The 20,392-nt window shown below is 56.3% G+C and carries 17 protein-coding genes; 3 read left to right on the plus strand and 14 right to left on the minus strand.

The features are described from left to right. Positions 1 to 750: 750 nt before the first annotated feature. The 8 genes from HY011_13125 to HY011_13160 form a co-directional block, all read right to left on the minus strand. Positions 751 to 2,562: an ATP-binding protein gene (locus tag HY011_13125; protein MBI3423870.1), complete on the minus strand. Its 1,812-nt coding sequence runs from the start codon at positions 2,560 to 2,562 to the stop codon at positions 751 to 753. A gap of 2 nt (positions 2,563 to 2,564) precedes the next feature. Next, on the minus strand, positions 2,565 to 3,434 hold the full coding sequence (locus tag HY011_13130) for a hypothetical protein (GenBank protein MBI3423871.1): 870 nt from the start codon (positions 3,432 to 3,434) through the stop codon (positions 2,565 to 2,567). Positions 3,435 to 3,739: 305 nt separating this feature from the next. Continuing rightward, on the minus strand, positions 3,740 to 4,174 hold the full coding sequence (locus HY011_13135; protein ID MBI3423872.1) for a hypothetical protein: 435 nt from the start codon (positions 4,172 to 4,174) through the stop codon (positions 3,740 to 3,742). Between the two features lie 110 nt (positions 4,175 to 4,284). Beyond that, the gene (locus HY011_13140; protein MBI3423873.1) at positions 4,285 to 5,100 is read right to left on the minus strand and encodes a hypothetical protein; all 816 of its coding nucleotides are present in this window, start codon (positions 5,098 to 5,100) and stop codon (positions 4,285 to 4,287) included. Positions 5,101 to 5,415: 315 nt separating this feature from the next. Further along, the gene (locus HY011_13145) at positions 5,416 to 6,345 is read right to left on the minus strand and encodes a hypothetical protein (GenBank protein ID MBI3423874.1); all 930 of its coding nucleotides are present in this window, start codon (positions 6,343 to 6,345) and stop codon (positions 5,416 to 5,418) included. 622 nt (positions 6,346 to 6,967) lie between these two features. After that, the gene (locus HY011_13150; protein MBI3423875.1) at positions 6,968 to 7,708 is read right to left on the minus strand and encodes a superoxide dismutase; all 741 of its coding nucleotides are present in this window, start codon (positions 7,706 to 7,708) and stop codon (positions 6,968 to 6,970) included. Further along, positions 7,708 to 8,973 carry an efflux RND transporter periplasmic adaptor subunit gene (locus HY011_13155; protein MBI3423876.1) on the minus strand — a complete coding sequence of 422 codons (1,266 nt, stop codon included), beginning with the start codon at positions 8,971 to 8,973 and terminating at the stop codon, positions 7,708 to 7,710. The genes HY011_13150 and HY011_13155 overlap by 1 nt, the downstream gene beginning before the upstream one ends. Positions 8,974 to 9,167: 194 nt before the next feature. Continuing rightward, positions 9,168 to 12,359 carry a SpoIIE family protein phosphatase gene (locus HY011_13160; protein ID MBI3423877.1) on the minus strand — a complete coding sequence of 1,064 codons (3,192 nt, stop codon included), beginning with the start codon at positions 12,357 to 12,359 and terminating at the stop codon, positions 9,168 to 9,170. A 156-nt stretch (positions 12,360 to 12,515) separates the two neighbouring features. On the opposite strand from HY011_13160, the gene HY011_13165 reads away from it, so the two are divergent. Both HY011_13165 and HY011_13170 read left to right on the plus strand, forming a co-directional pair. Continuing rightward, on the plus strand, positions 12,516 to 12,839 hold the full coding sequence (locus tag HY011_13165) for a hypothetical protein (protein ID MBI3423878.1): 324 nt from the start codon (positions 12,516 to 12,518) through the stop codon (positions 12,837 to 12,839). Next, the gene (locus HY011_13170; GenBank protein ID MBI3423879.1) at positions 12,796 to 13,239 is read left to right on the plus strand and encodes a hypothetical protein; all 444 of its coding nucleotides are present in this window, start codon (positions 12,796 to 12,798) and stop codon (positions 13,237 to 13,239) included. Before HY011_13165 ends, HY011_13170 begins: the two co-directional genes overlap by 44 nt. Before the next feature lie 13 nt (positions 13,240 to 13,252). Here the strand turns inward: HY011_13170 and HY011_13175 are convergent, their stop codons facing one another. The 6 genes from HY011_13175 to HY011_13200 form a co-directional block, all read right to left on the minus strand. Then, on the minus strand, positions 13,253 to 16,387 hold the full coding sequence (locus HY011_13175; GenBank protein MBI3423880.1) for an efflux RND transporter permease subunit: 3,135 nt from the start codon (positions 16,385 to 16,387) through the stop codon (positions 13,253 to 13,255). A gap of 22 nt (positions 16,388 to 16,409) precedes the next feature. After that, positions 16,410 to 16,742: a type II toxin-antitoxin system PemK/MazF family toxin gene (locus tag HY011_13180; protein ID MBI3423881.1), complete on the minus strand. Its 333-nt coding sequence runs from the start codon at positions 16,740 to 16,742 to the stop codon at positions 16,410 to 16,412. Beyond that, positions 16,739 to 17,008: a hypothetical protein gene (locus HY011_13185; GenBank protein MBI3423882.1), complete on the minus strand. Its 270-nt coding sequence runs from the start codon at positions 17,006 to 17,008 to the stop codon at positions 16,739 to 16,741. The genes HY011_13180 and HY011_13185 overlap by 4 nt, the downstream gene beginning before the upstream one ends. Before the next feature lie 94 nt (positions 17,009 to 17,102). After that, complete coding sequence (locus HY011_13190; GenBank protein ID MBI3423883.1) at positions 17,103 to 18,515, minus strand: TolC family protein; 1,413 nt, start codon at positions 18,513 to 18,515, stop codon at positions 17,103 to 17,105. Positions 18,516 to 18,538: 23 nt separating this feature from the next. Then, positions 18,539 to 18,916: a PPOX class F420-dependent oxidoreductase gene (locus tag HY011_13195; protein ID MBI3423884.1), complete on the minus strand. Its 378-nt coding sequence runs from the start codon at positions 18,914 to 18,916 to the stop codon at positions 18,539 to 18,541. A 2-nt stretch (positions 18,917 to 18,918) separates the two neighbouring features. Continuing rightward, positions 18,919 to 19,494: a regulatory protein RecX gene (locus HY011_13200; protein ID MBI3423885.1), complete on the minus strand. Its 576-nt coding sequence runs from the start codon at positions 19,492 to 19,494 to the stop codon at positions 18,919 to 18,921. A gap of 122 nt (positions 19,495 to 19,616) precedes the next feature. Between HY011_13200 and HY011_13205 the strand changes: the two genes are divergently transcribed. Then, positions 19,617 to 20,354 (plus strand): YebC/PmpR family DNA-binding transcriptional regulator, encoded by a 738-nt coding sequence (locus tag HY011_13205; GenBank protein MBI3423886.1) that lies wholly within the window; start codon positions 19,617 to 19,619, stop codon positions 20,352 to 20,354. The last annotated feature ends 38 nt before the right edge of the window (positions 20,355 to 20,392 follow it).

Genomic DNA, 20,392 nt, shown 5'->3' on the forward strand with positions numbered 1-20,392 from the left:
CGATTCATGCAAAAACTCCTAGCGGACAGGACTACCAGGCGACGCCGGGCGTTGCGGAACAATTAATTCGGGTAATTCAGGCGGGGCTAGCAAGCGGGGTGTTCTTTGCCAGTAGCAGCGGTCAGCCAGTTCGTAGGAGAAAATCCGCCGGGATTTTCAGCAAAATAAAGCCGTGGGATCAATCAGAACGCCGTACCAGTCATTTACCAAACCCGGACACCAAACTCATTCGCCAAACACCAATGCAAGTCACTCTCTCGGTTCGTAACGTTTGCTTACTTTGCATCGTTGACCGGTGACGGGCCGGTGACAGGATGACGGGATGTGCCGATGCAAACCAGGGGTCAAATTTGTTGTGGTGCAGGGGTCTGAGGTTCGCCACAACGGCGGCCATTCAAGCGCATGTCCCAAGCGCAAGTCAAGTCATGTTTCTGCTTGATTTTACGGCTTTTGGACAAACATAAGATTAATTTGGGGACGATTACACAGACATGGCTGAACACTCTAAAAACGATGGTATTGCTCGACAAGCTGGCCTGCAATGATTTAACAAAGATAGACCTTCCTGGGAAGTTCACCATAGCTTGCAGTTACTCAATCATCCTCAATCGGCATGGTGTCGGATCAACTGCAACAAGTAATGGCCTAGTTATTCCTGCAAATGAAACTAGTACTCCATCAAGCTCCATCAAGCTGAAAATGAGGGATGTAGGGCGGGATTTAATCCCGCCCTACATCCCGGATGCGCTCTCAGCATCCATCACTTACAGCTTGATGGAGTACTAGCGCCTGCCCCGGCGTTAGATTGGGCAACCGGTTCCACAAGCCTTCGTCTACGCTGCCGAGAGAGCGTTTAAGTCGGTTGATGACATTGACGTCCGCAATTTTGTGCAAAACGTAATTGTTGATCAGTCCCAAAACTTCGTCGGGTAAGTGTTGTGGTAACTGCGTTACGAACATCAGGCCCAGCCAACGTTTGCGTCCGCGTTTGGCAATGCGCTCGATTTGTTGGTGCAGCACTGGCATCTGCTTGATGCGCTCTTTGGAGAGGAACTCGTGCGCCTCTTCAATCACCACGACAACCTTGCGCATTGGCTCACCCTTTTCGCTCGCCTGATAGTTTTCATCTTGCTGCAAATGCAACCCGCGTAGGATTTCAGAGATAGCTAGATTGTTGATTTGCGGCGAATCTGTGTCGCTCAGATCAATAATAGTTATGCGACTTGGTTCGGTCATTGCCTTATAGTTCGGTGGCGCGGCTTGCGGATTGTCAAAAATCTTCAGCCGCAACAACCGACTTAAGCTGCCTTGCACTTTACGCCAACTGCCGATGTGCCCTGGCAGCTTGGATTCTTTGATGATTGCCTGAATCTGCTTTGAATTCTCGCGTAGCGGCTTTACTTGTAAATAATTGAAGTCATCCGATCCCTCCACCGTGTCAGCACACATCCGCACAATCTCGTACATCATCTGCAAAATCAGGCGCGGATAACCCTGTTCCATTTCATCCAACTCAAACACTTTCTCTTCGTCGGCTTTGCTAAAAGGGTTGATCTTCGGATCGCGCATTAACCTGCGCGCGATGTCGTAGGCTTTTAGGAAGCGTTCCTCTTGTGCCGGGTTGAAGTCGAGAATCTCCATCACAGCATGTGGTGACAGATTCTCGTATTTCAGGCAGAACTCTTTGCGGTCTGCATATTGCGCATTGGTCGTCGCGCGTCCGACCAAATGATACAGGCCAACGTTCTTCACACCTTGTGGCGCCAAGCCGCGCTGCGCCAGCGCGGTCAGCATTACGGCGTCTTCCGTCTGCTGCATCATCTGCGTGTACTCGCCTTCCGTATCGAAGATGACCACCGCCACACCACTCGCGCCCAGCTTGCCAATCAAGCCGGAAACAGTGGTGGATTTGCCGCCGCCAGTCGTGCCGAGGATGCCGGTATGTCTGGGCAGCACGTCTTTGCGTGCCGTCGAAAACGAGACCAGCACGCTCTCGTAGCCAACCGCCAGCCCAATCGTCACATCGCCGAGCAAGCGCAAGCGCTCCGCCGTCTCCGCTTCACCGATCACAAAGACCGGGCTGTTGGGCAGCGGACGAAAGCGCGGCGGCACGAGTTTGTCCTCAAACTCTTCGCCGAGAATTTCCGCCTGCACGCGCCCATGATAACGCGGTGTAAAGGTCGCCCCACGCACCGTCGTGGTGACGACCAACGGCGCATCGGCGCGCAACCCGTCCGGCTCGGCAAAAGGCCCTTCGACAACGGCGGCCACATACTGCCGCCCGTCGCCACCTTTGCTAAGGGGGCGGCTCTTGATGCGCACGAGCGATTGCGAGGGCACGCTGCGAATCTCTTCAGCAGGCAACAGAATCGTCACCGTATTGTCCTTACTGGCGGGCATGTCGTACATCGTGCGCCCGACCGCGCCTTGAAACGCTTTGTCCTCCTGCCACGCGCCGCCTGCCAGGTTGATCTCTTCGTCCAGCAAGCCGACAAACTCGCCTGGCATGGTTGGTACGGCAGCGTCGCTGTTTGCGAGTCCATTACTTTGCGGTTGATCCATCTCTACCTCCCGCGGCGCGCGCGGGTCTCACGCTCGCCCAGATAACGAAACGGCTCGCCAGCGTTGGCATACGCCATTTGCACCGATGATAGAAAGCTATCCGCACTGAAGGTCGTGCCGCACACGGTATCGGCCAGATCAATCAGCATCGGAAAGCCGCGATGCTCTTGCAGAATGCTGTCGGCCAGCGCGATGTGCGCGGCCATTTCCGCGCAATCCTTGTGCGCGTAAAACAGGTAAGGCGGCGCGGCGTCCCAGGCGCGATAAAGGCCAATCACGATGTCTGAGGCGACTTCATCGCGGAATCGCTCCATCTCCTGTTTGACGCCGCTGCCTTCGCGGTAGCCGCCGTTTTCGATCATGCGTTCGATCTCCGGCTTGAGCGTTTGCACGATGGTAAATTCCAGCGGGCGCAAGGCTTGGCCGATCATCAGCCAATGACGTTTGCGTGGCGCGCTCGGCACAAAGACAAAACGCTTATGCTCGACATACCAGCGAATCAGGTCGAGGCTGAGCTTGATACGTTCGCGCTGCGACGACCACAGTCCCGTCAACAATTCGTAGGGCGCGGGGCTGCCGTGCCCCATCCGCCACGAAGCCTGCGACTTCTCACGCAAGATCGCGCGTTCGGCATATGCCATAATCCCGCGCTGCGCCAATTCGCTCAGTGAATCCTCTTCAAGCCCTTGTGACCCGCGCTTCTCTCGTTGTCCCAGCACCGCCAATACCTCCTCCACCGGATCGGCGAGTTTGGCGCGCAAGTCGCGGCGGTACAGGCGGTGTGCCCACGAGCCTTGTTCGCCGTTGTAAGAGACCAGGCAGACGCCAATTTGGGTGATCGTGAGCGGAAGCGTGTCGTGAACGACGCTCATGCCGTCACAGGCTTCGACGCAGTTGTTAGATCAACGTCAGCCTTAGTTTTGTGACTTGCCAATGAGTTTAGGCTCAGGTGATCGAAGAATGAAGAAGGCTTATATCTCTTGATCGGCTTTCGAAAGCTGAATTTCAGTTATTCCGTAACCAGCGAGGTAAATATGATCCAGATGGAACTGAAGATATTTTCGATTTAGCCCGTGCTCGCGACAGACGCTGAGTCTTTGGCCTTTACTGTGCTGTTCTTTATCAATCGCAAGTACTTCTAGGCTGGAAGGTACAATAGCTAAAACTCCCAAGTCCATCATACAGTGATGAGTTGGGCATAAGGCGATGATATTACTCGCGTGATCTGGGCCTCCGTACTTCTTTCTAATCGAATGTATAGGTCCCATCTACCATCGCGCCTGTTTGATGGTTTCTGGCTTAGGAGCACCTTGATCTGGCCGAACGGAATAAAGTATCTGCCATGATCACCGCAAAGCAGAACCATCCAGGCATGATCCTCGCTCCACTTGAGCATCTGAGCATATTTGGTTTTTGCCAGCGAGAACCAATAGTAGCCTCTCCGCTCATAGTAAGCCTGCGCGTTGTAGGCAATGAGGATACATTCTCGATTATCAACCACAAGGACGCTCTCACCTGTCTCCTTCACTTCTCCAAATCTTTCCAGGAAATTAGCCAGTTGCTGGATAGCAGTGGCACTCTCCTTAGTTCTTCCCGAAAATTTAATTCGCATAAGTTAGCTCCATAACCATTGAAGAGAATAATCAAAGGAAGAAACATCTACTACGAATTGCTGAGATGTAGAGGCGCATTCGCGGAGTAACCCTGACTGCTGATTCGACACTACCCGTACTCAGGCACCGTCAGGAAATGGGCGCGGGTGTAATCAAGTGCGGTCACATAAGGCGGCGAGGTAAAAACCAAGTCTATGGTCTCAGATCGCAAGCGTAATTTTCGCGCATCGCCCAAACGCGCTTCTACCTTTGCCGACGGGGCTTGAGCACAGAGCGTTTGAAATTCGTTGGCTTGTTTGCGCATCTGCTTGATGCGTTTGGCAAATTTCCCCAGCACGTCAGGTGGTTGCGTGTGCGCCTGGTAATGATGCCGAGAATGTATGATGTCGCGAGCGTTTGCGACGCTTGTTTTTGCCAGGATGAGCGAAGAAAAGGCCACCCAGAAAAATTCGCGTACTGGTTGAGTGGTTTCCAGATGCTTGATGTGCCAAGCCAACAACGCCAGCGCATTCGCCACTTCCGGCAGGAACCAATAATCACGATTCACGAACTCCGGCAATTGCCCGCGCTGCTGCAACGCCCGTGTCATTCGATTGGTCTTCAAAGCGGCCAAATCGCGCATTGTCCGCGAGGCCAGAGCTTCGTAGGCGCGCTCAATCTCATTGTCATTCAACACCTGCGCTTTGACTTTGGCGATGAGGCGGGCCAGTGGGTCAAGGTCGTAGCCGATGGCATGACGCCCCTTCAAACGCGCCTCGACCAGTGTTGTGCCACTGCCCGCCATTGGATCTAAAACGGTTTCACCAGGCTTCGAGTAGTAGCGCAGCCCATAGCCAACCAATTGCGGTGGACATTTAGCTGCATACGTGTGTAGCCCGTGCGTGGCGTAACGTGTATTTTGTCCTTCAAAATCAAGATTCGGCATACCTGTTATTTATACCGCGCCAAAATTTATCAATTGTATTTCAAAAACGGAAGGTGTCTTGAGCATGAGGCGCGCGCCCAGCACCTACCAGTCGAAACCGCCGCGCGGGGCTTGCGCCCAGCCTTGATTGAATACTGGGAAGAACTTGTGAACGGGGCGCAAAATCCAGCGCTGCCACGATTGCCCGACTGGCTTGCGCGGCCCGTTGCCTCTTGTTGCCCTCTTGAATGAAGTTGCCACGTTCAACCACCGCGAGCAGGCGCAATCCATTCACCCACGGCTTTGGCAAAGTCGTCATCAGGCAAACTGGCCGGCTCAAGTCGCCGCTTCGATGGTATAAGGCGGGTCGAAGGGCGCTGCCGCCTGCTGTCCGGCAATCCAGCGCAGCAGGTACACGAGTTTGGGATTTGTCTTGGTTTGCGTGAAGGTGTTGGGGAGAACTTCGAGCAGGAAGTGCGCGCCGAGGTCTTTGAAATAATCCATGTCGGCTTCGACCTTCACGCAATTCACGCCGTTAATCACTTTGGTGACGGTTTCGTGAAAGGAGAGTTGCACGTTGGCTTCGCCGAATTGGAGTTGCTTGAACGAACTGGTCGCGCCCGGATGCAAAAACACAGGGGCCGTCGCCCAGCCGCCATCCTCGCGCGCCAGTTTGATTTGTTCGATCAGTCGCGCGTCGGCAAAGGCAAAGAAACGGTCGCGCCGGGGTGGCGGGTCTTCCCAAAACAATTGCTTGAAATAATCGAGCGGGCGGCCCTGGCGCAATTGCACGGCTTTGAGCGCCGTGATGAGGTTGTGAAACGCGGCCAGCGCATCCATTTGCGGATCGGCGCCGTCGAGCAATTCATCGTGGCGCGCACGGGCTTCGGCCTCTCCGCTTAAACCCACCGTCATGAAATCTGTCAGCGTCCGGTCATTCGCCTTGAGCGTGTCCCAGTCGGCGAAGTTATAGCGGCTCTTTTTCGGTAACAGCATCAAGGCCAGCCGGTGCGTGGTGTCGAGTTGTACCTTGATGGGGAAAAAGCCCGCGTCGTGATGTTTTTTGGCCGCCACCAGCACGCTGTAATCGTCGCCGAAGTTGTCAAAGAACTCGACTTTGAATTGCGGCGGTTGCCCTTGCACCTCGTCGCGAAAAACCTGTTGGTGATTGCCGTTGTTGAGCGTCACCAGACTTTTGAACGCGGCGGCGATGGGACGCCGCGCGCCATCGAACAGTTCCAGATGAATAATGGGATTGCTTGGCATTGTTAGCTCCTTGGCTTGTTAAAACTTGTGCGCACTGCAACGGGAAATTCCCACAGCCCGATCTGATGATTGGACGTGGGTCAGGCGCAAGACGGTGACGGTCGCACCGAAACCGCTGCCGCTGACAATGGCGTCATAAGTCGGATTTGGCATAACTGGTTCTCCTGGCAGGCCGGGTTGGGGTCTGCATCTTTAACGAATGGATGGTTTCATTCCCACGACCGTGCGGGCTGTTGCAATCAAAACTTGGGCGGTGCGTGGGGCGTTTGTTGATGTTTGCTGAATCGTCACCGAGGCTGCTGCGTCCTGTCTCTGGCGATCACCCTGATTGCCTCGCTACGATCCGGTCTGAGTAAGACGGGCGCACTATAACCATAGCGTCTGCACGGCACAAGCTTTTACCAGTGCGCGCCAAGTTTGGCGGATAAATCTGGCGGAGCGGTTTTAGATCGGTTTTCACTTAGGTGTAGGGCAAAAGCTGCGCAGCGGGGCAGTACCGCGCGCGTGAGCAAGCGGAGCTTACGTCGTTGCGCCAGTCTGCCGTACTTGACGCGCCGCTTGCTCACGCGCGCGGTACTGCCCCAGCGCGGCGTGCCTACCGTACACGCAAATGAAAACCGATCTAGGTTGCCTTTAGTGCGTCCCAGGCTTTTTGCGCTTTGACATAACGGCGATTGATCTCTTCCCAACTCAGATTGGTCAGAAACGCGTCAATGTATTTGGCCGCCGCCGCGCCGTAATCCATCTGGTAGGCGTGCTCATACATATCCATCACCAGCAACGGCACGCTCGTCGGGGCATTATGCAGATGATCCCACGACCAATAGTTGTGTAACTCGCCCGTGTGCAGATTGAGACCCAGCATCACCCAACCTGAACCGCCGCCCAGCGCCGCGCCCGTGCGTTTGAATTCGGCTTCCCACGCTTCATGGCTGCCGAACGCTTGTTTGAGGGCGTTCAAGACGTCGCCGCCCGCTTTGCCCTCGCCGCCCAACAGGCTGAAATAGATTTCGTGCAGGACGACCGAGCCGGTGCGCAACGCCTCTTCGCGCTTCAAATCGCCGTATACATACGCGGGCAAGTCTTTGTCGGTAGCCATCGCGGCCAGCCGCTGTTCGACGACATTCAACGCCCGCAACGCGCCGCTGTAATTGTTTTCCCAATGCGAGCGGATCAGTTTTTCAGAAATGCCTTTCAGCTTGGCCGGATCAAACGGCAGCGGTTTGATTTGATGCTGTCCGGCAAAGGCTTTTGGCACTGCCGCCGGTTGTCGGGCGAACGCCACAGCGTTTTCGGCCAGCAGCAAACCAGTACCGCCACCGATTAACGCCGCCAAGGCCTCACGTCTAGCAATTGCTTTCATCACTTGCCTCCTTGAATTTTCACGTTGACTTTGGTTCCGGCGCGCAACTCATCAGTGCCGCGCGCCGCGATTTGTTCGCCGGCCGCCAACTCGCCAAAGACTTCGACCAGATCAACGCCCTGCTGATTCATCGAAGCCCCGCGTTTGACATCCACCCACTCGGTCACGCCGCCATTGATGCGAATGACGAACGAGCGTTCGGTCGTTGTCGCCACTGCCCCCGGCGGCACAAACAGCGACGGACGCGGACGCCGCGTCGGCCACGTTACTTCGGAAAACATGCCGGGCGCCAATCTGCCACGCGCGTTGCCGACTTCCAATTCGACCGGCATCGTGCGCGTTTTCGCATCAAGCGCATGGCTCACGCGCAAGACGCGGCCCGTGAACGTCTCGCCGGGAAATGCCGGCACGGTGAAGTTGATCTCTTTGCCTGGCGTTACGCCTGCGACTTCGGTCTCAGGCACGGCGACGACCAGCCGCAAGCGCGCAATTTGTTGCAGCCGTAGCATTGGCAACCCGCCCACACTATTCGCCGAACCAACCAAACTGCCCAGATGCGCGTTGCGTTCGGTGATGACGCCGTCAAAGGGCGCGGTGATCTTCAGATAGTCCTCGACGTTTTTGACGCCGCGCACCGCATCCAACAACGCCTTCTCGCTTTCTTCTAGTGCTCGCACCTGAGATTGCGCAGCCTTTTCGTTTTCCAGATAAAGCTGCACGCGCGCTTTGGCCCCTTCGACGTTGCGCTGGGCAATGTCTACATCATTGCCCGCGACTGCGCCCGGCGTAGCCGAAGCTGCTTTCAATCGTTGATATGTCGTCTCTTCGGCGGCGAGTTTGGCTTCGGCTTCCAGGCGTTGGGCTTTGATCGAACTGATGCGGGCGACGGCTTCGGCGCGTTGCGACTGGGCGGCGCGGGCGCGGGCCTCGGCTTCGCTGCGTTGCGTGTCAATTTCAGGCGCGCGCAAGGTGGCGAGCAATTGCCCCTGGCGCACGATGGAGCCGCGATCAACATTGATCGTTTGCACGAAGCCCTGCACTTTGGCGTAAAGCACCACGTCCTGATACGCCTGCAACTCGCCGGGCAAGCGCGTCTGGCGGTTGAGTTCGTGGGATTGCACGGTAGTCACGGTGATCGTGGGCGGGGCAGCAGGCGCGGCTTGCGCGGGTTGTGTGGTTGGCGGTTGCAGCGCTTTGCCGCCGCAGGAAAGGGCGAGGGCGGCGAGCGCGCAAGTCAGCAGGTGGAATAATTGTTTGCGTTTCATAAACGTCCTTACTTTATCGCGGTTGATCCAACGGGCGTGCGACCTGGGAGTAACAACCTGGGAGCGCAGGCATCCCTGCCTGCGGGGAGAAAAGTTGCGAAGCGTTCCTTTTCCTCTCTTTCGCAAGCGAGCGGCTAAAAAGCGGAAGCTGCGCGGCTTCTTTTTCAGCAGGCAGGGATGCCTGCGCTCCCAGGTTAGCCGTTTTGCGCATCGTTCGCTTTGACCTTCAACACTACGAAAGTCACATCGTCATCCTGCGCGCGGCCCTGAGCCCAGGCCTCGCCTGCCGCAACGAGATGTTCGATGAGCTGTTGCGGCGACTGGCTGGCGGCCTCGGCCAGCGCGCGTTTGGTGGCGGCATAATCAAACATTTCATCTTGCGGATTGAAGCGTTCCGGCAAACCGTCGCTCAGCAGCACGACGACATCCCCGGCGTTGAGCGTAGCTTCCGCTTGTTTGTATTGATAGCCCATCAGGCTGCCCAGGGGCAAAGCTCGGAGGGCGATCTCTTCGACCGCGCCGGTCAGCGCGCGATAAATCAGCACGGGCGGCATGCCGGCGATGCTGACAGACAATTGCTGGCCGTGCACTTTGACCAGCGTCATCGCCATAAACAGCCCGCGCAGCTTCATCTCTTTTAGCACGCGGCTCATGCGCTGCAAGATGTGCGGGATGTCTGGATGATAGGCCAGCGCAACGAACAAACTCTTGACCGATGACACCAGCGTGCCTGCCCGCAGGCCGTGTCCTGTGGCATCGCCCACGGCAATTGTCAGCGTGCCATCTTCGCCGAGATGAAAGTCGTAGTAATCGCCGCCGACTTCCGAAGCTGTTTTCATATACGCGGCGATTTCCAGGCGTGGTGATTGCGGTACGTTGCGCGGCAGCATTGAGAGTTGCAATTGGCGGGCTTCTTCCAACTCCTGAGTCTTGCGCTGGTGCTCGGCTTCGATGGCTTTGGCTTGCGATTCCGCCACTTCGGCGCGCAATTCGGCTTCCTGCAAACGGGTGCGCTCACGTTCTTTGGCCAACACACCGCGCAGCCGCAGCGAGTTCAGACCGATGCCGGAAAAGACCAGCCCCAGTCCGCAGAATGAATAGAACCACCAGGTTTGATAGAAGTGCGGCTTGAGGTAGAAGCTGAATGCCGCGCCCGTCTCGTTCCAGACGCCGTCATTGTTGGCGGCAATCACGCGGAAGCGGTACTGGCCGGGCGCGAGATTGGTGTAATACGCTGCGCGCCGCCCGCCCGCCGCGATCCAATCGTGGTCGTAACCTTCCAGCCGGTATTTGTAGCTGACCTTCTCCGGCGCCACAAAACTCAGACCGGCATATTGAAACTCGAAATTGCGTTGGCCGGGCGGAAGCTGGGCGGCTGTATTGTGGGGAAGAGAGGCGCCGTCAACGTTCACCTGTTCGATGACGACGGGCGGCGGGACGGTGTTGAGATGCAGATTGGCAGGATCAATAACGACGACGCCTTTGACGGTGGCAAACCACAATCCGCCGTCTTTTGTCTTTAATCCACTCTGCTGGTTATCAGAGCATTCTCTATTTTTCATGCCATCAGCCGTGCCATAGGCAATGCACGAAATAGATTTGATTTTCCCGGCAGCAAAATCAATAAGTTCCTGTCGTGTCGTGCGGAAAATGCCCTTATTGCAACTCATCCAAAAGTTGCCCCGATTATCTTCCAGGATCGTCCACACCACATCATCAAATAGCCCCTCGCTAGTGGTGTAGCGAGTAAAATGCTCATTGTTGAACAGGAACAATCCATTATCTGTCCCAATCCACAGAAAACTTTGTTGATCACCATAGAGATAACGAACAGACGTTGATAAACCCATCTGCGCCGTGTAATTCACTAGGTTCCCATTATGCAACTGGTTTAGCCCACGACCGGTGCCGATCCAAAGGTCACCTCTTCGATCAGAATATGTCGCAAATACATCTCTCCCAGACAAGCCTTCTTTCATTGTGTAGTGTGTATATAATCCGTTCTTGGTTTGCCATAATCCATTGCCAACGGTGCCAATCCAGAGATTGCCCACTTGGTCCTGATAAATAGACTGCACGTGATCGTTAGCTGGCCCATCTCTAGTTGCGGAGATTTTCCCACCCCCTTGGCGTAAATGATTTAATCCTGCATCAGTCCCAATCCAAAAGTTATTTTCTGTGTCTTGCTTAATCGCGCGCACGTTATTACTAGATAGCCCCTCTTTAGTTGAAAAGCTTGTGATCTTCCCACTTGTCGATTTATTCAGTCCATCATCTGTACCAATCCAGAGGCTTCCATTTCGATCTTCATAAATGGACTCCACATATTCACCTGATAAGCCGTCAGTTTGACTATAAGTGTTGAATTTGCTGTCGCGTAAGCGATTTAGCCCAGTGCCTGTCCCCATCCATAGACTGCCCTCGCGGTCTTCATACATTGATGACACGAAGTTATCTGATAATCCTTCTTTTACTGTGTAAGTTGAAAATTTATTGTCTTGTAATCTGTTCAACCCTCCAACAAAAGTGCCAATCCAGAGATTCCCATCATGGTCTTCAAAGATTGAGGAGATGCCATTGAAAGACAGCCCGTCTTTTGTTGTGAAGACTTTGAACTTGCCGTTCTTAAATTGAGTGAGGCCACCCTTGTTAGCGTCGCCCATTTGAGTGCCAATCCAAAGGCTGCCATTTCGATCTTCACATATTGAATATACTGTGCCAGGGGCAAGCCCTTGTTTAGAGGTGTAGTTAGTGAATCGCCCTCTCTTGAATTGATCTAAACCCATATCGGTGCCAATCCAGAGATCGCCAGCCTTGCCTTGGTAAATAGAATGTACAGCGTTATGAGATAACCCCTCTTTAGTCGTCCAGGCAGTGAATTTGCCATCTTTGAATTGATTCAATCCATCGTTGGTACCGATCCATAAATTCCCTTCAAGGTCCTGACAAAAGACATTCACAAAGGAAGAAGACAGGCCATTCTTTGTGTCATATCTCGTGAACTTTCCATCTTTGAAACTGAGCACTTCACGATTAGTGCCAATCCACAGATTGCCGTTTCTGTCTTCTATAAGGGCACTGATCCATCGGCTTTTCATCTCTGGCGTATTTGATCGGTCGAAGATGACAAACCGCACGCCATCGAATCTGGCCAACCCTTCCTCAGTGCCGAGCCATAAATAACCATCACGCGTCTGGACAATCGCGCGAGCATTGTTTTGCGGCAGGCCGTTGTCGCTCGTCCACAAATCGTGGATATATTGAGTGATGGCTTTCTTCGGATCGAGCGCATAGGTCGTGACAGCTTGCAAGGCTATTCCGACACCGCAGAGCACAAGCAGGAGGCAGCGCTTCACCAAACGGGTTCTCATCTTGGTTATGTTCATCGCTCAATCCTTTGCAGAGAGTTTTTCAGCGGCCAGAGCCTGGCGCAGTACAGCGCGCGAATGGATAGTTCACAAGCTTTGATTGTGGGTGTTATCATCCGGTCGTCACAGAAACCAGCGTGACATCAGCGAAGCTGAATTGATCGGAGCACAAACATGATTGCACAAGCCATTCCCAAAATCTCCGCGCTCGAAGCGCAAGCAGCGGCAAATGGTTTTCTGCTTGATAACCTACCGGACCGCTATCTGGCCGTTGAGCCACGGCTGGATGCTCTGACACAAGTCTGGCGCGTCAAGGTCGTACTGACTTACCCGTTTATCGGCGCAGTCGGTGAAGTGGGAGAAATCGTCATTAGCGCCAGTTCAGAAGAAGTGCTTTCTCACACGCCGCTGACAGAAATGCGGGAACGCGCCCGCCAACATTACGAACAGCATTGTGAAGCCATCCAAACCGCCTTTTCACAAGCAGGAAACCGATGATTCTTGCGTACCGGCTTGCCTGAAAATGGTCATGGCCGGTTTTGGGCAAGCAGTGGAAGAAGCGGAACTGCGCCGCCTTTGCGATTGCACTTTTGAAGGCACGCGGGCAGTCAACGCCCTGAACGCTGCGCGTCAACTCGGCTTTGCGAACTCTACCAAACACAACCTGACCATCGGCGAATTGGAAGCGATTGTTGCTGACGGCTGGTTCCCCATCGTGTTCGTAGACCTGACGCCGCTGGACGGCGGCTATGAGGCGCACGCTTTTGTTGTAATCGCCATCAACCAGTTTGCTGTTCAAGTGCTTGATCCCGTTCGCGGTGAAAGGCTGATTCCACGCGATATGTTCTCTCTGATCTGGGAACTGCGGCGACGCCTTACCATTCTTGTCGAACCTTGAATCAAACGAAGCGTCAATTGGCAGCCGCGTTCATATCTTCAGGATGCAACGACCCTGACGCCACGCTCACCTTCCGCTGCGCCAAGGCAAACAATGCGGGCAAGATCAATAGCACCGCCACTGTCGAAGCCGCCAAGCCGCCAATCACCGCGCGTCCTAGCGGCGCGCTCTGTTCGCCGCCTTCGCCCAGCGCCAAGGCCATCGGCAACATGCCCGCGATCATCGCCAGCGAAGTCATTAGGATCGGGCGCAAACGGCTGCGTGCGCCTGCTGTGGCCGCCTCTGCCGCGTTCAATCCACCGCGCCGTTGTTGTTCGGCGAACGTGACCAGCAAAATCGCATTCGCCACCGAAACGCCAATCGCCATAATCGCGCCCATAAACGATTGCACGTTGAGCGTCGTGCCCGTCAGCCATAACGCCAGCACGACGCCCGCCACCACCGCCGGAATCATGGCGATGATCGCCAGCGCCAGCCGCAGCGATTGGAAGTTCGCCGTCAGCAACAAAAAGATCACCGCAATCGCCAGCAGCAAGCCTGTGCGCAAACCTGACAGTGTTTGCTCCATCGGCGGCACCTGGCCGCGCAAGGCGATGGTGACGCCGCGTGGCGCTTCGCCCGCGCGTTTGATGGCGTCGTTGACTTCGCGCGCGACACCCGCCAGGTCTTTGCCGAAAATGTTGCCGATGATCGTGACCATGCGTTGCTGGTTGTAGCGGTCATATTCGCCGACCATTGTGCCGTAGCTGATTTCGGCCACATCCCCGGCGAGCGTCCGCGCGCCGTTTGCGCCCAGCGTGACAGGCATGCTCTGGATGTCTTCAATGGAATTCATGCGCGCCTGCGGGACTTCGACCTGGACTTGATAGGCCGTACCGCTGGCTGGGTCGCGCCAGTAAACCGGCTGCGTAAAGCGGCTCGATGAAGTCGCGGCGACGAGCGAACGTCCGACCTGTTCGACGGTCACGCCCATTTGCCCGGCGCGTTTGCGGTCTACGTTGATGTTGACGGTCGGGTAATCGAGTGGCTGGTCGAATTGCAAGTCGCGCAGGCTGCCGATCTTTTTCAATTCGGTCATGACCTTTTCAGCGAAGGAGCGGTTGTTGGCGAGGTTGGGGCCGCTGGTGACGACTTCGATGGGCGTGGGCGCGCCGAAATTCATGATCTTGGTGATGACGTCGCCCGCCTCGAATGACAGCGCGACGTTGGGAATGACTTCGGGCAGCCGCTGGCGCAGGCGTTCTTTCAACGCTTCGACGCGCACGCCGGAGCCTTTCTTCAATGCCACGGTCAACACGGCTTCGTGCGGCCCGCTTGTCCAGAGGTGAATCACGTTGACCGGAAAACTGGGCGGTTGAATGCCGACGAAGCCGAGCGAAATGTCTACGTTGCCGCCGGCTTCGGCGTTGATGGTTTCGAGGGCTTTCTGCAGGACGAGTTCGGTGCGTTCGACACGTGTGCCGGTTGGCGCGCGCATGCGAAGCTGGAACATCCCCGTGTCTACGTTGGGGAAAATGTCTGTGCCCAGCTGCGTGCCGACGAGTGCGATCACACCAAAGGCGATGAGCAAGTAAACGGCAAAGACCAGCCAGCGCGCTTTCATCAGACTGGCGCTGAGGTTGCCGTAGCGTTGTTGCAAGCGGGCGAAGAAGGAATGCTCGTCTTCGGCTTTGTGCGGGCGCAACAGCCACGCCGCCAGCACCGGCACCAGCGTGCTCGACAACAGATAGGACGCCAGCATCGCAAAGCCGACCGCCAGCGAAAGCGGGACGAACAGCCCACGTGCGACGCCGGTCATAAACAGCGAAGGCACGAACACAGCCAATACTGACAACATCGCTAGAAACCGTGGGAGCACGGTTTCGCGCGCCGCGGTGTAGGCAGCTTGGCGTGGTGCTTCGCCGTGCGCCAGATGTGTGTGGGTGTTTTCGATCGTGACGGTGGCTTCGTCCACCAGAATGCCGATGGCGAGGGCCAGCCCGCCGAGCGTCATGATGTTGAACGTTTGTCCGCTCAGCCATAACCCGACCACCGCTGCCAACAAGGCAAACGGAATCGTCAACACGACAATCGCGGCGCTGCGCACGTCGCGTAAAAAGAGCAAGACCATCAACCCGGTCAGGAATGCGCCCAGCACGCCTTCAAAAATCAAACTGTTCAGCGAATTCTTGACGATGCCTGATTGATCCAACTCGAACGAAATCTTGATGTCTTCGGGCACCAGCTTTTGAAAGTTGGGGAGTTCTGCTTTGACGCGATTGATAACATCCAGCGTCGAGGCTTCCGCGCGTTTGGTGACGGGGATGTAGACGGCGCGCTTACCGTTCACATACCCATATCCAGTCAAGATGTCGCTGCCGTTTTCGACACGTCCCACGTCGCGCACATAGACGTTTGTCCCCGCGCCCGCGCGAATCGGCAGCTCGGCCAGTTCCTGAATGTCGCGCACTACGCCATTGACCGCCGCAATGCGCGCCAGGTCGCCCGTGCGCAGCGTGCCCGACGGCAAGATCGAATTGCCGGAAGCCACGGCCTTGACGACTTCTTCGGGTGACATGTTGAACGCGCGCAGCTTTTCAGGATCAACGCGCACCAGTACCGTGCGCTGATTGCCGCCGAAGGGTGGCGGCGCCGACACGCCCGGCAGCGTTGAAAACAGCGGCCGCACGCGGAACAGCGCCAAATCCGAAATCTCGCCCAGCGTTCGTGACTCGCTCGCAAAGACCAATTGCCCTACAGGGACGCTGCCCGAATCAAAGCGCATCACGAACGGATTCACTGTGCCCGGCGGCATGAAGGCTTTTGAGCGTTCGACATAAGCGATCACTTGCGCCAGCGCCTGGCTCATATCGGTGCCGGGATGAAAGAAGAGTTTGACGAGGCCGGTGTTCTGGATTGATTTCGATTCGACGTGCTCGATGCCCGCGATGTACAGAAAGTGGTATTCGTAATACGACACCAGAAAGCTTTCCATCTGCGCCGGGTCCATTCCGCCGTAAGGCTGCGCGACATAAATCACCGGCAGGTTGAGCGTCGGAAAGATGTCCACCGGCATGCGCGTGACGGCAAGACCTGCGCCGAGCGCGATGCCGATGACGAGCACGAGGATGGTGAAGGGGCGACGGAGTGCGGTGTTGATGAGCCACATGGGTTATGAGCGGAAGGTGAAATCAAGATGATGGATAAGCGTCTTCGAGGTTAAGCGCCAGTACGACTTTTTGCCCAATGGCTTTCATTATCTCGTCATCGAGCGTGCCGATATATTTTCCCAGCCTCGTTTTGGGAATGGTTTGCAGGTTGTCGAGTTGCACAAACGAGTGCTGAGGTAAGTTGGCTCGATGGTCAATATCTACTTCAGTTCGATAACCCTTGCCCTGCGTCGTGATCTCAGCCACGGTCACCTTGTTGAGTTGAGGAATCACTTCGTCGCGCGTCAGGATGACGACTGGGCGTATCCCGGCACGTCCGCCCAAATCAGCTTGCCAGATGTCGCCTCGTTTCATAAGTCCGACCATGCCTGCGCTTCCAGCCAGTCTTCCGCGTCACTCTGGTCGTCAGGCCGTCGCTTGAGTGAAGCAATCCATTCTTCCGCGAACTTTTTCCCTTCAGCTATTAAGGGGTTCACGGCAGGTTGAGCGGGCAAACCATTCTTCGTCATCTCATCACGCATGCCCGGTTGTGCGAGCAGCAGCCCAAGCAATTGTTGCTGCGCCGCCAACGGCAACGCGAGCGCCGCTTCGGCAATTTGTTCATACGTTATTGAGACCATCGTCTTGTACCTCCAGCGTTACTCTAGCACCACACGGGCGAAAACACAGTGGCAGATGACGCCATCTGGTCACAGCTTGTGACTGCCTCGTTCATTACTTCCGTTCAGCCGAAACACTGGTCATTTGATCCAAAAACGGTTTCAACTCGCCTTGCAATTTCGCCGCCACCAGATACGCGCGCCACACGCCCAGCCGCGCGACCGCTTCGTCAATTTCGGCCTGCGCCAACAGGCGTTGCGCCTCAGCGACTTCGGTGATGGTGGTCAGGCCGTATTCGTAGCGCACCTTCGAGCGCGTCAGCGTTTCGGAAGCGGCGTTGACCTGCGCGGGCGTGTTCTCGGCCAGCTTGTACGCCGCTTCGATCAAGGCCCGGGCGCGGGCTTCCTGAGTTTTGAGAGTGTTGGTGACTTGGGCCAGCCGCGCCTCTTCGGCTTGCAGGTTGAAGCGTTCGACGCGGCGTTTGGCTTTCAAGCCGAACCAGTCCGAAACAGTAAACGTCACCGTGAAGCCGGTCGCATAGTTAAAGGTATCTGGGTAAAAGCCGCGCGCTTCGCGGAACGTGCCGTCCAGCCGCGCGCCCGTGCCGCGTCCGAAAACCGCCGTCTGCCAGTTGAAGCGCGGGAAGAAAGATTTGTCGAGCGTCGTTTGCCGCGCCTTGACCACGTCAATCGTGGCGCTTTGCGCCAGCAACAACGGGTGCGTGGCGAAGGTATTGACGGCGGGCAGCGCGGGCGCGTTGGGCGTGTATTCGAGCAGCGGGCCTGGGTCTAGGCGCGCAATCGTGCCCGGTTGACCGATGGCATCGGCCAGCGCGATACGCGCGAGTTCGGCGTTTTGCTGTAGTTGGATCAACTGGTTTTTCGCCGCGACCAGTTCGACCTCGGCGCGCGAGGCTTCGACGCCGGGGCGCAGTTGGTTATTGACCAGCGCATAAACCGCTTTGCCGAAAGTTTCCAAACGGTCAACGTTGGCCTGGGCGGCGCGCACGGCTTGTTCGTGGGCGAGCGCGGCGAGGAAAGCTTCGGCAGCGGCGAAGGTGACGTCGAGTTTGGTGACGTTCTCGCTGGCTCCGGCCTGTTTGGTTTGGGCTTTGGCTAAGTCAATCTGCGCTTGGCGCAAGCCGAAATCGAAAGGCTCCCACGCCACCAGCAATCCGGCGGCGCTGCCCCAGGCGCTGGTTTGCGAAGTGTTGTTGAGCACCGGGCCGGAAATTGACGGCAGCGTGCTTTGCGGCAACAGCAAGCCGAAGACGTTGTTGCGGCTGGCGCGATTTTCCTGCGCCAGCAATTCGGCGCGCGGTAGCAGGCTGGTGCGAGACAGTTCGATGTTGGCTTCGGCGGCGAGCTTTTGGGCGCGGGCGATGCGCAGGGCCGGATAGTTGGCGAGCGCGAGTTCGATGGCTTGTTCAAGTTTGAGCGGCGGTTGGGCCTGCTCTTGCGCCAGGCACACGGGCGCGAGCAACAAACAGCACGTGAGGGCGCAACAGAGTGATAACAGCGGTTTCATTCGTGATGGATGTTTAGCACGGACTACAGCATTTGAACAGCAAAGGCAGCCCGTTGATGGCCGCGCAGTTTGGCGAAGAAATTCAGCAGGCGTTTTTGCCAGCCGTATTTCTGATTTAGTAAATCATCCGCCCGCTTGGCTTCGGCACCTTCCAAGCGCCGCGCCGTCGCTTCGACCCAGGCGCCTTTGACGTTGCCACGCATATCGCATGGCGCAATCCGCACACGCGGGTTGTTGGTCAGCCGTTTGACTTTGAACGAGTGTGCCACGGTGTAGAAATAAAAGACGCCGTCGTTTTCGGCAAACCACAGCGGCGTGCGCACGCCTTGCCCGTCTTTGCGGTAGCTTTCAAGGTTGAAGTAGTTCTGCCCGGTGAACTGCATGATTTCCTGGTTGCTCATATTCACTCCTCATCCGTGATATCTGACTGTCCCGCTGCCCGCACCTTGCGAATGACCAGGTCATAGCTGAAACCGCGCCGTAACAAATAATCAAACAGCTTCTTCGCCTCTTCGCGCGTGGTCGGCGCGCCTTTTAACCGCAGCCGTTTTTCGATGGCGCGATCAATCAACGCTTCCTCACTGTGTTCGGTGTAAGCCGTTTCCAGCGCCTGTTCGACGACTGGTTTGGCAAGCTGTTTGCGCTGCAAATCTTGGCGCAAGCGGGTGCGGCCCAGCGGTTTGTAACTCAACCGCGAGTTGGCAAAGCTGCGGGCGAACTCTTCATCGTTCAAATACCCAAGTTCAACCAGCCGGGCCAACGCCTGTTCGACGACTTCGGATTCGGCCTTTTCCAGCAGCCGCTCGCGCAACTGGGCGACGCTGCGCGCTTTGGCCGCCAGCAGCCGAAAAGCGCGGGCGAGAGTCTTTTCATAAGGCGTTTGTGGAGAGGTGGGCGGACGTTCGGTGGCTTGAGGGGTGGTCGGGCGCTCACCTTTTGCGCCCCAGTTGCCCTGATTTTTTCCACGGTTGCGCAACATAGACGCATCCTGCCGCAAGGATTTACGATTGCGCAAGGGGCGTGCTATATTCCGCCTCTACTAGCCAAGCATAATTCCAGCAATACATTCAGATAAAATCTTGAAAGTGAGAGGTAGCACCGATGTCAGGGCATAGTAAATGGCATACGATCAAACATAAAAAAGGCGCGCTCGATGCCAAGCGCGGCAAGCTGTTCACCAAACTCATCAAGGAAATCACCATCGCGGCGCGTTCCGGCGGCACCGGTGACATCAACCAGAACGCGCGTTTGCGCAAGGCCGTCACCGATGCCAAAGCCGGCAACATGCCCGCCGATACGATTGACCGCGCCATCAAACGCGGCACCGGCGAATTGGAAGGCGTGCATTACGACGAGATCACCTACGAAGGTTATGGCCCCGGCGGCGTCGCGGTGATGGTCGAAGTCACGACCGACAATCGCAATCGCACGGTCGCGGAAATCCGTCATGCCTTCTCTAAGCACGGCGGCAACATGGGCGAATCAGGCTCGGTCGGTTGGATGTTCAACCGCAAGGGCCAGATCATCATTGACAGCGCGGCAAAGGGCGAAGACGAGATGATGGAATTGGTATTGGACGCCGGAGCGGACGATTTCCAGTCCGGTGACGGCAGCTATCAAATCCTGACCACGCCCGAAGACTTCCACACTGTGCTCGACAACATCAAAGCCGCCGGCCTCGAACCCCTCTCCGCCGAAGTGGCGATGATCCCGCAAAACACCATTAGCCTCGAAGGCGGCGCGGCCAGTCAAATGATGAAACTTTATGAGGCGCTCGACGATCACGACGACGTGCAGAACGTCTACACCAACTTCGAGCCGGATGACGCGGCGATGTAGCAGGGCGCTTGAGTTAGGGGCTAGCTGTTGGATGCTAG

Source organism: Acidobacteriota bacterium, from assembly GCA_016196035.1.
In the GTDB taxonomy this organism is placed as follows: domain Bacteria; phylum Acidobacteriota; class Blastocatellia; order RBC074; family RBC074; genus JACPYM01.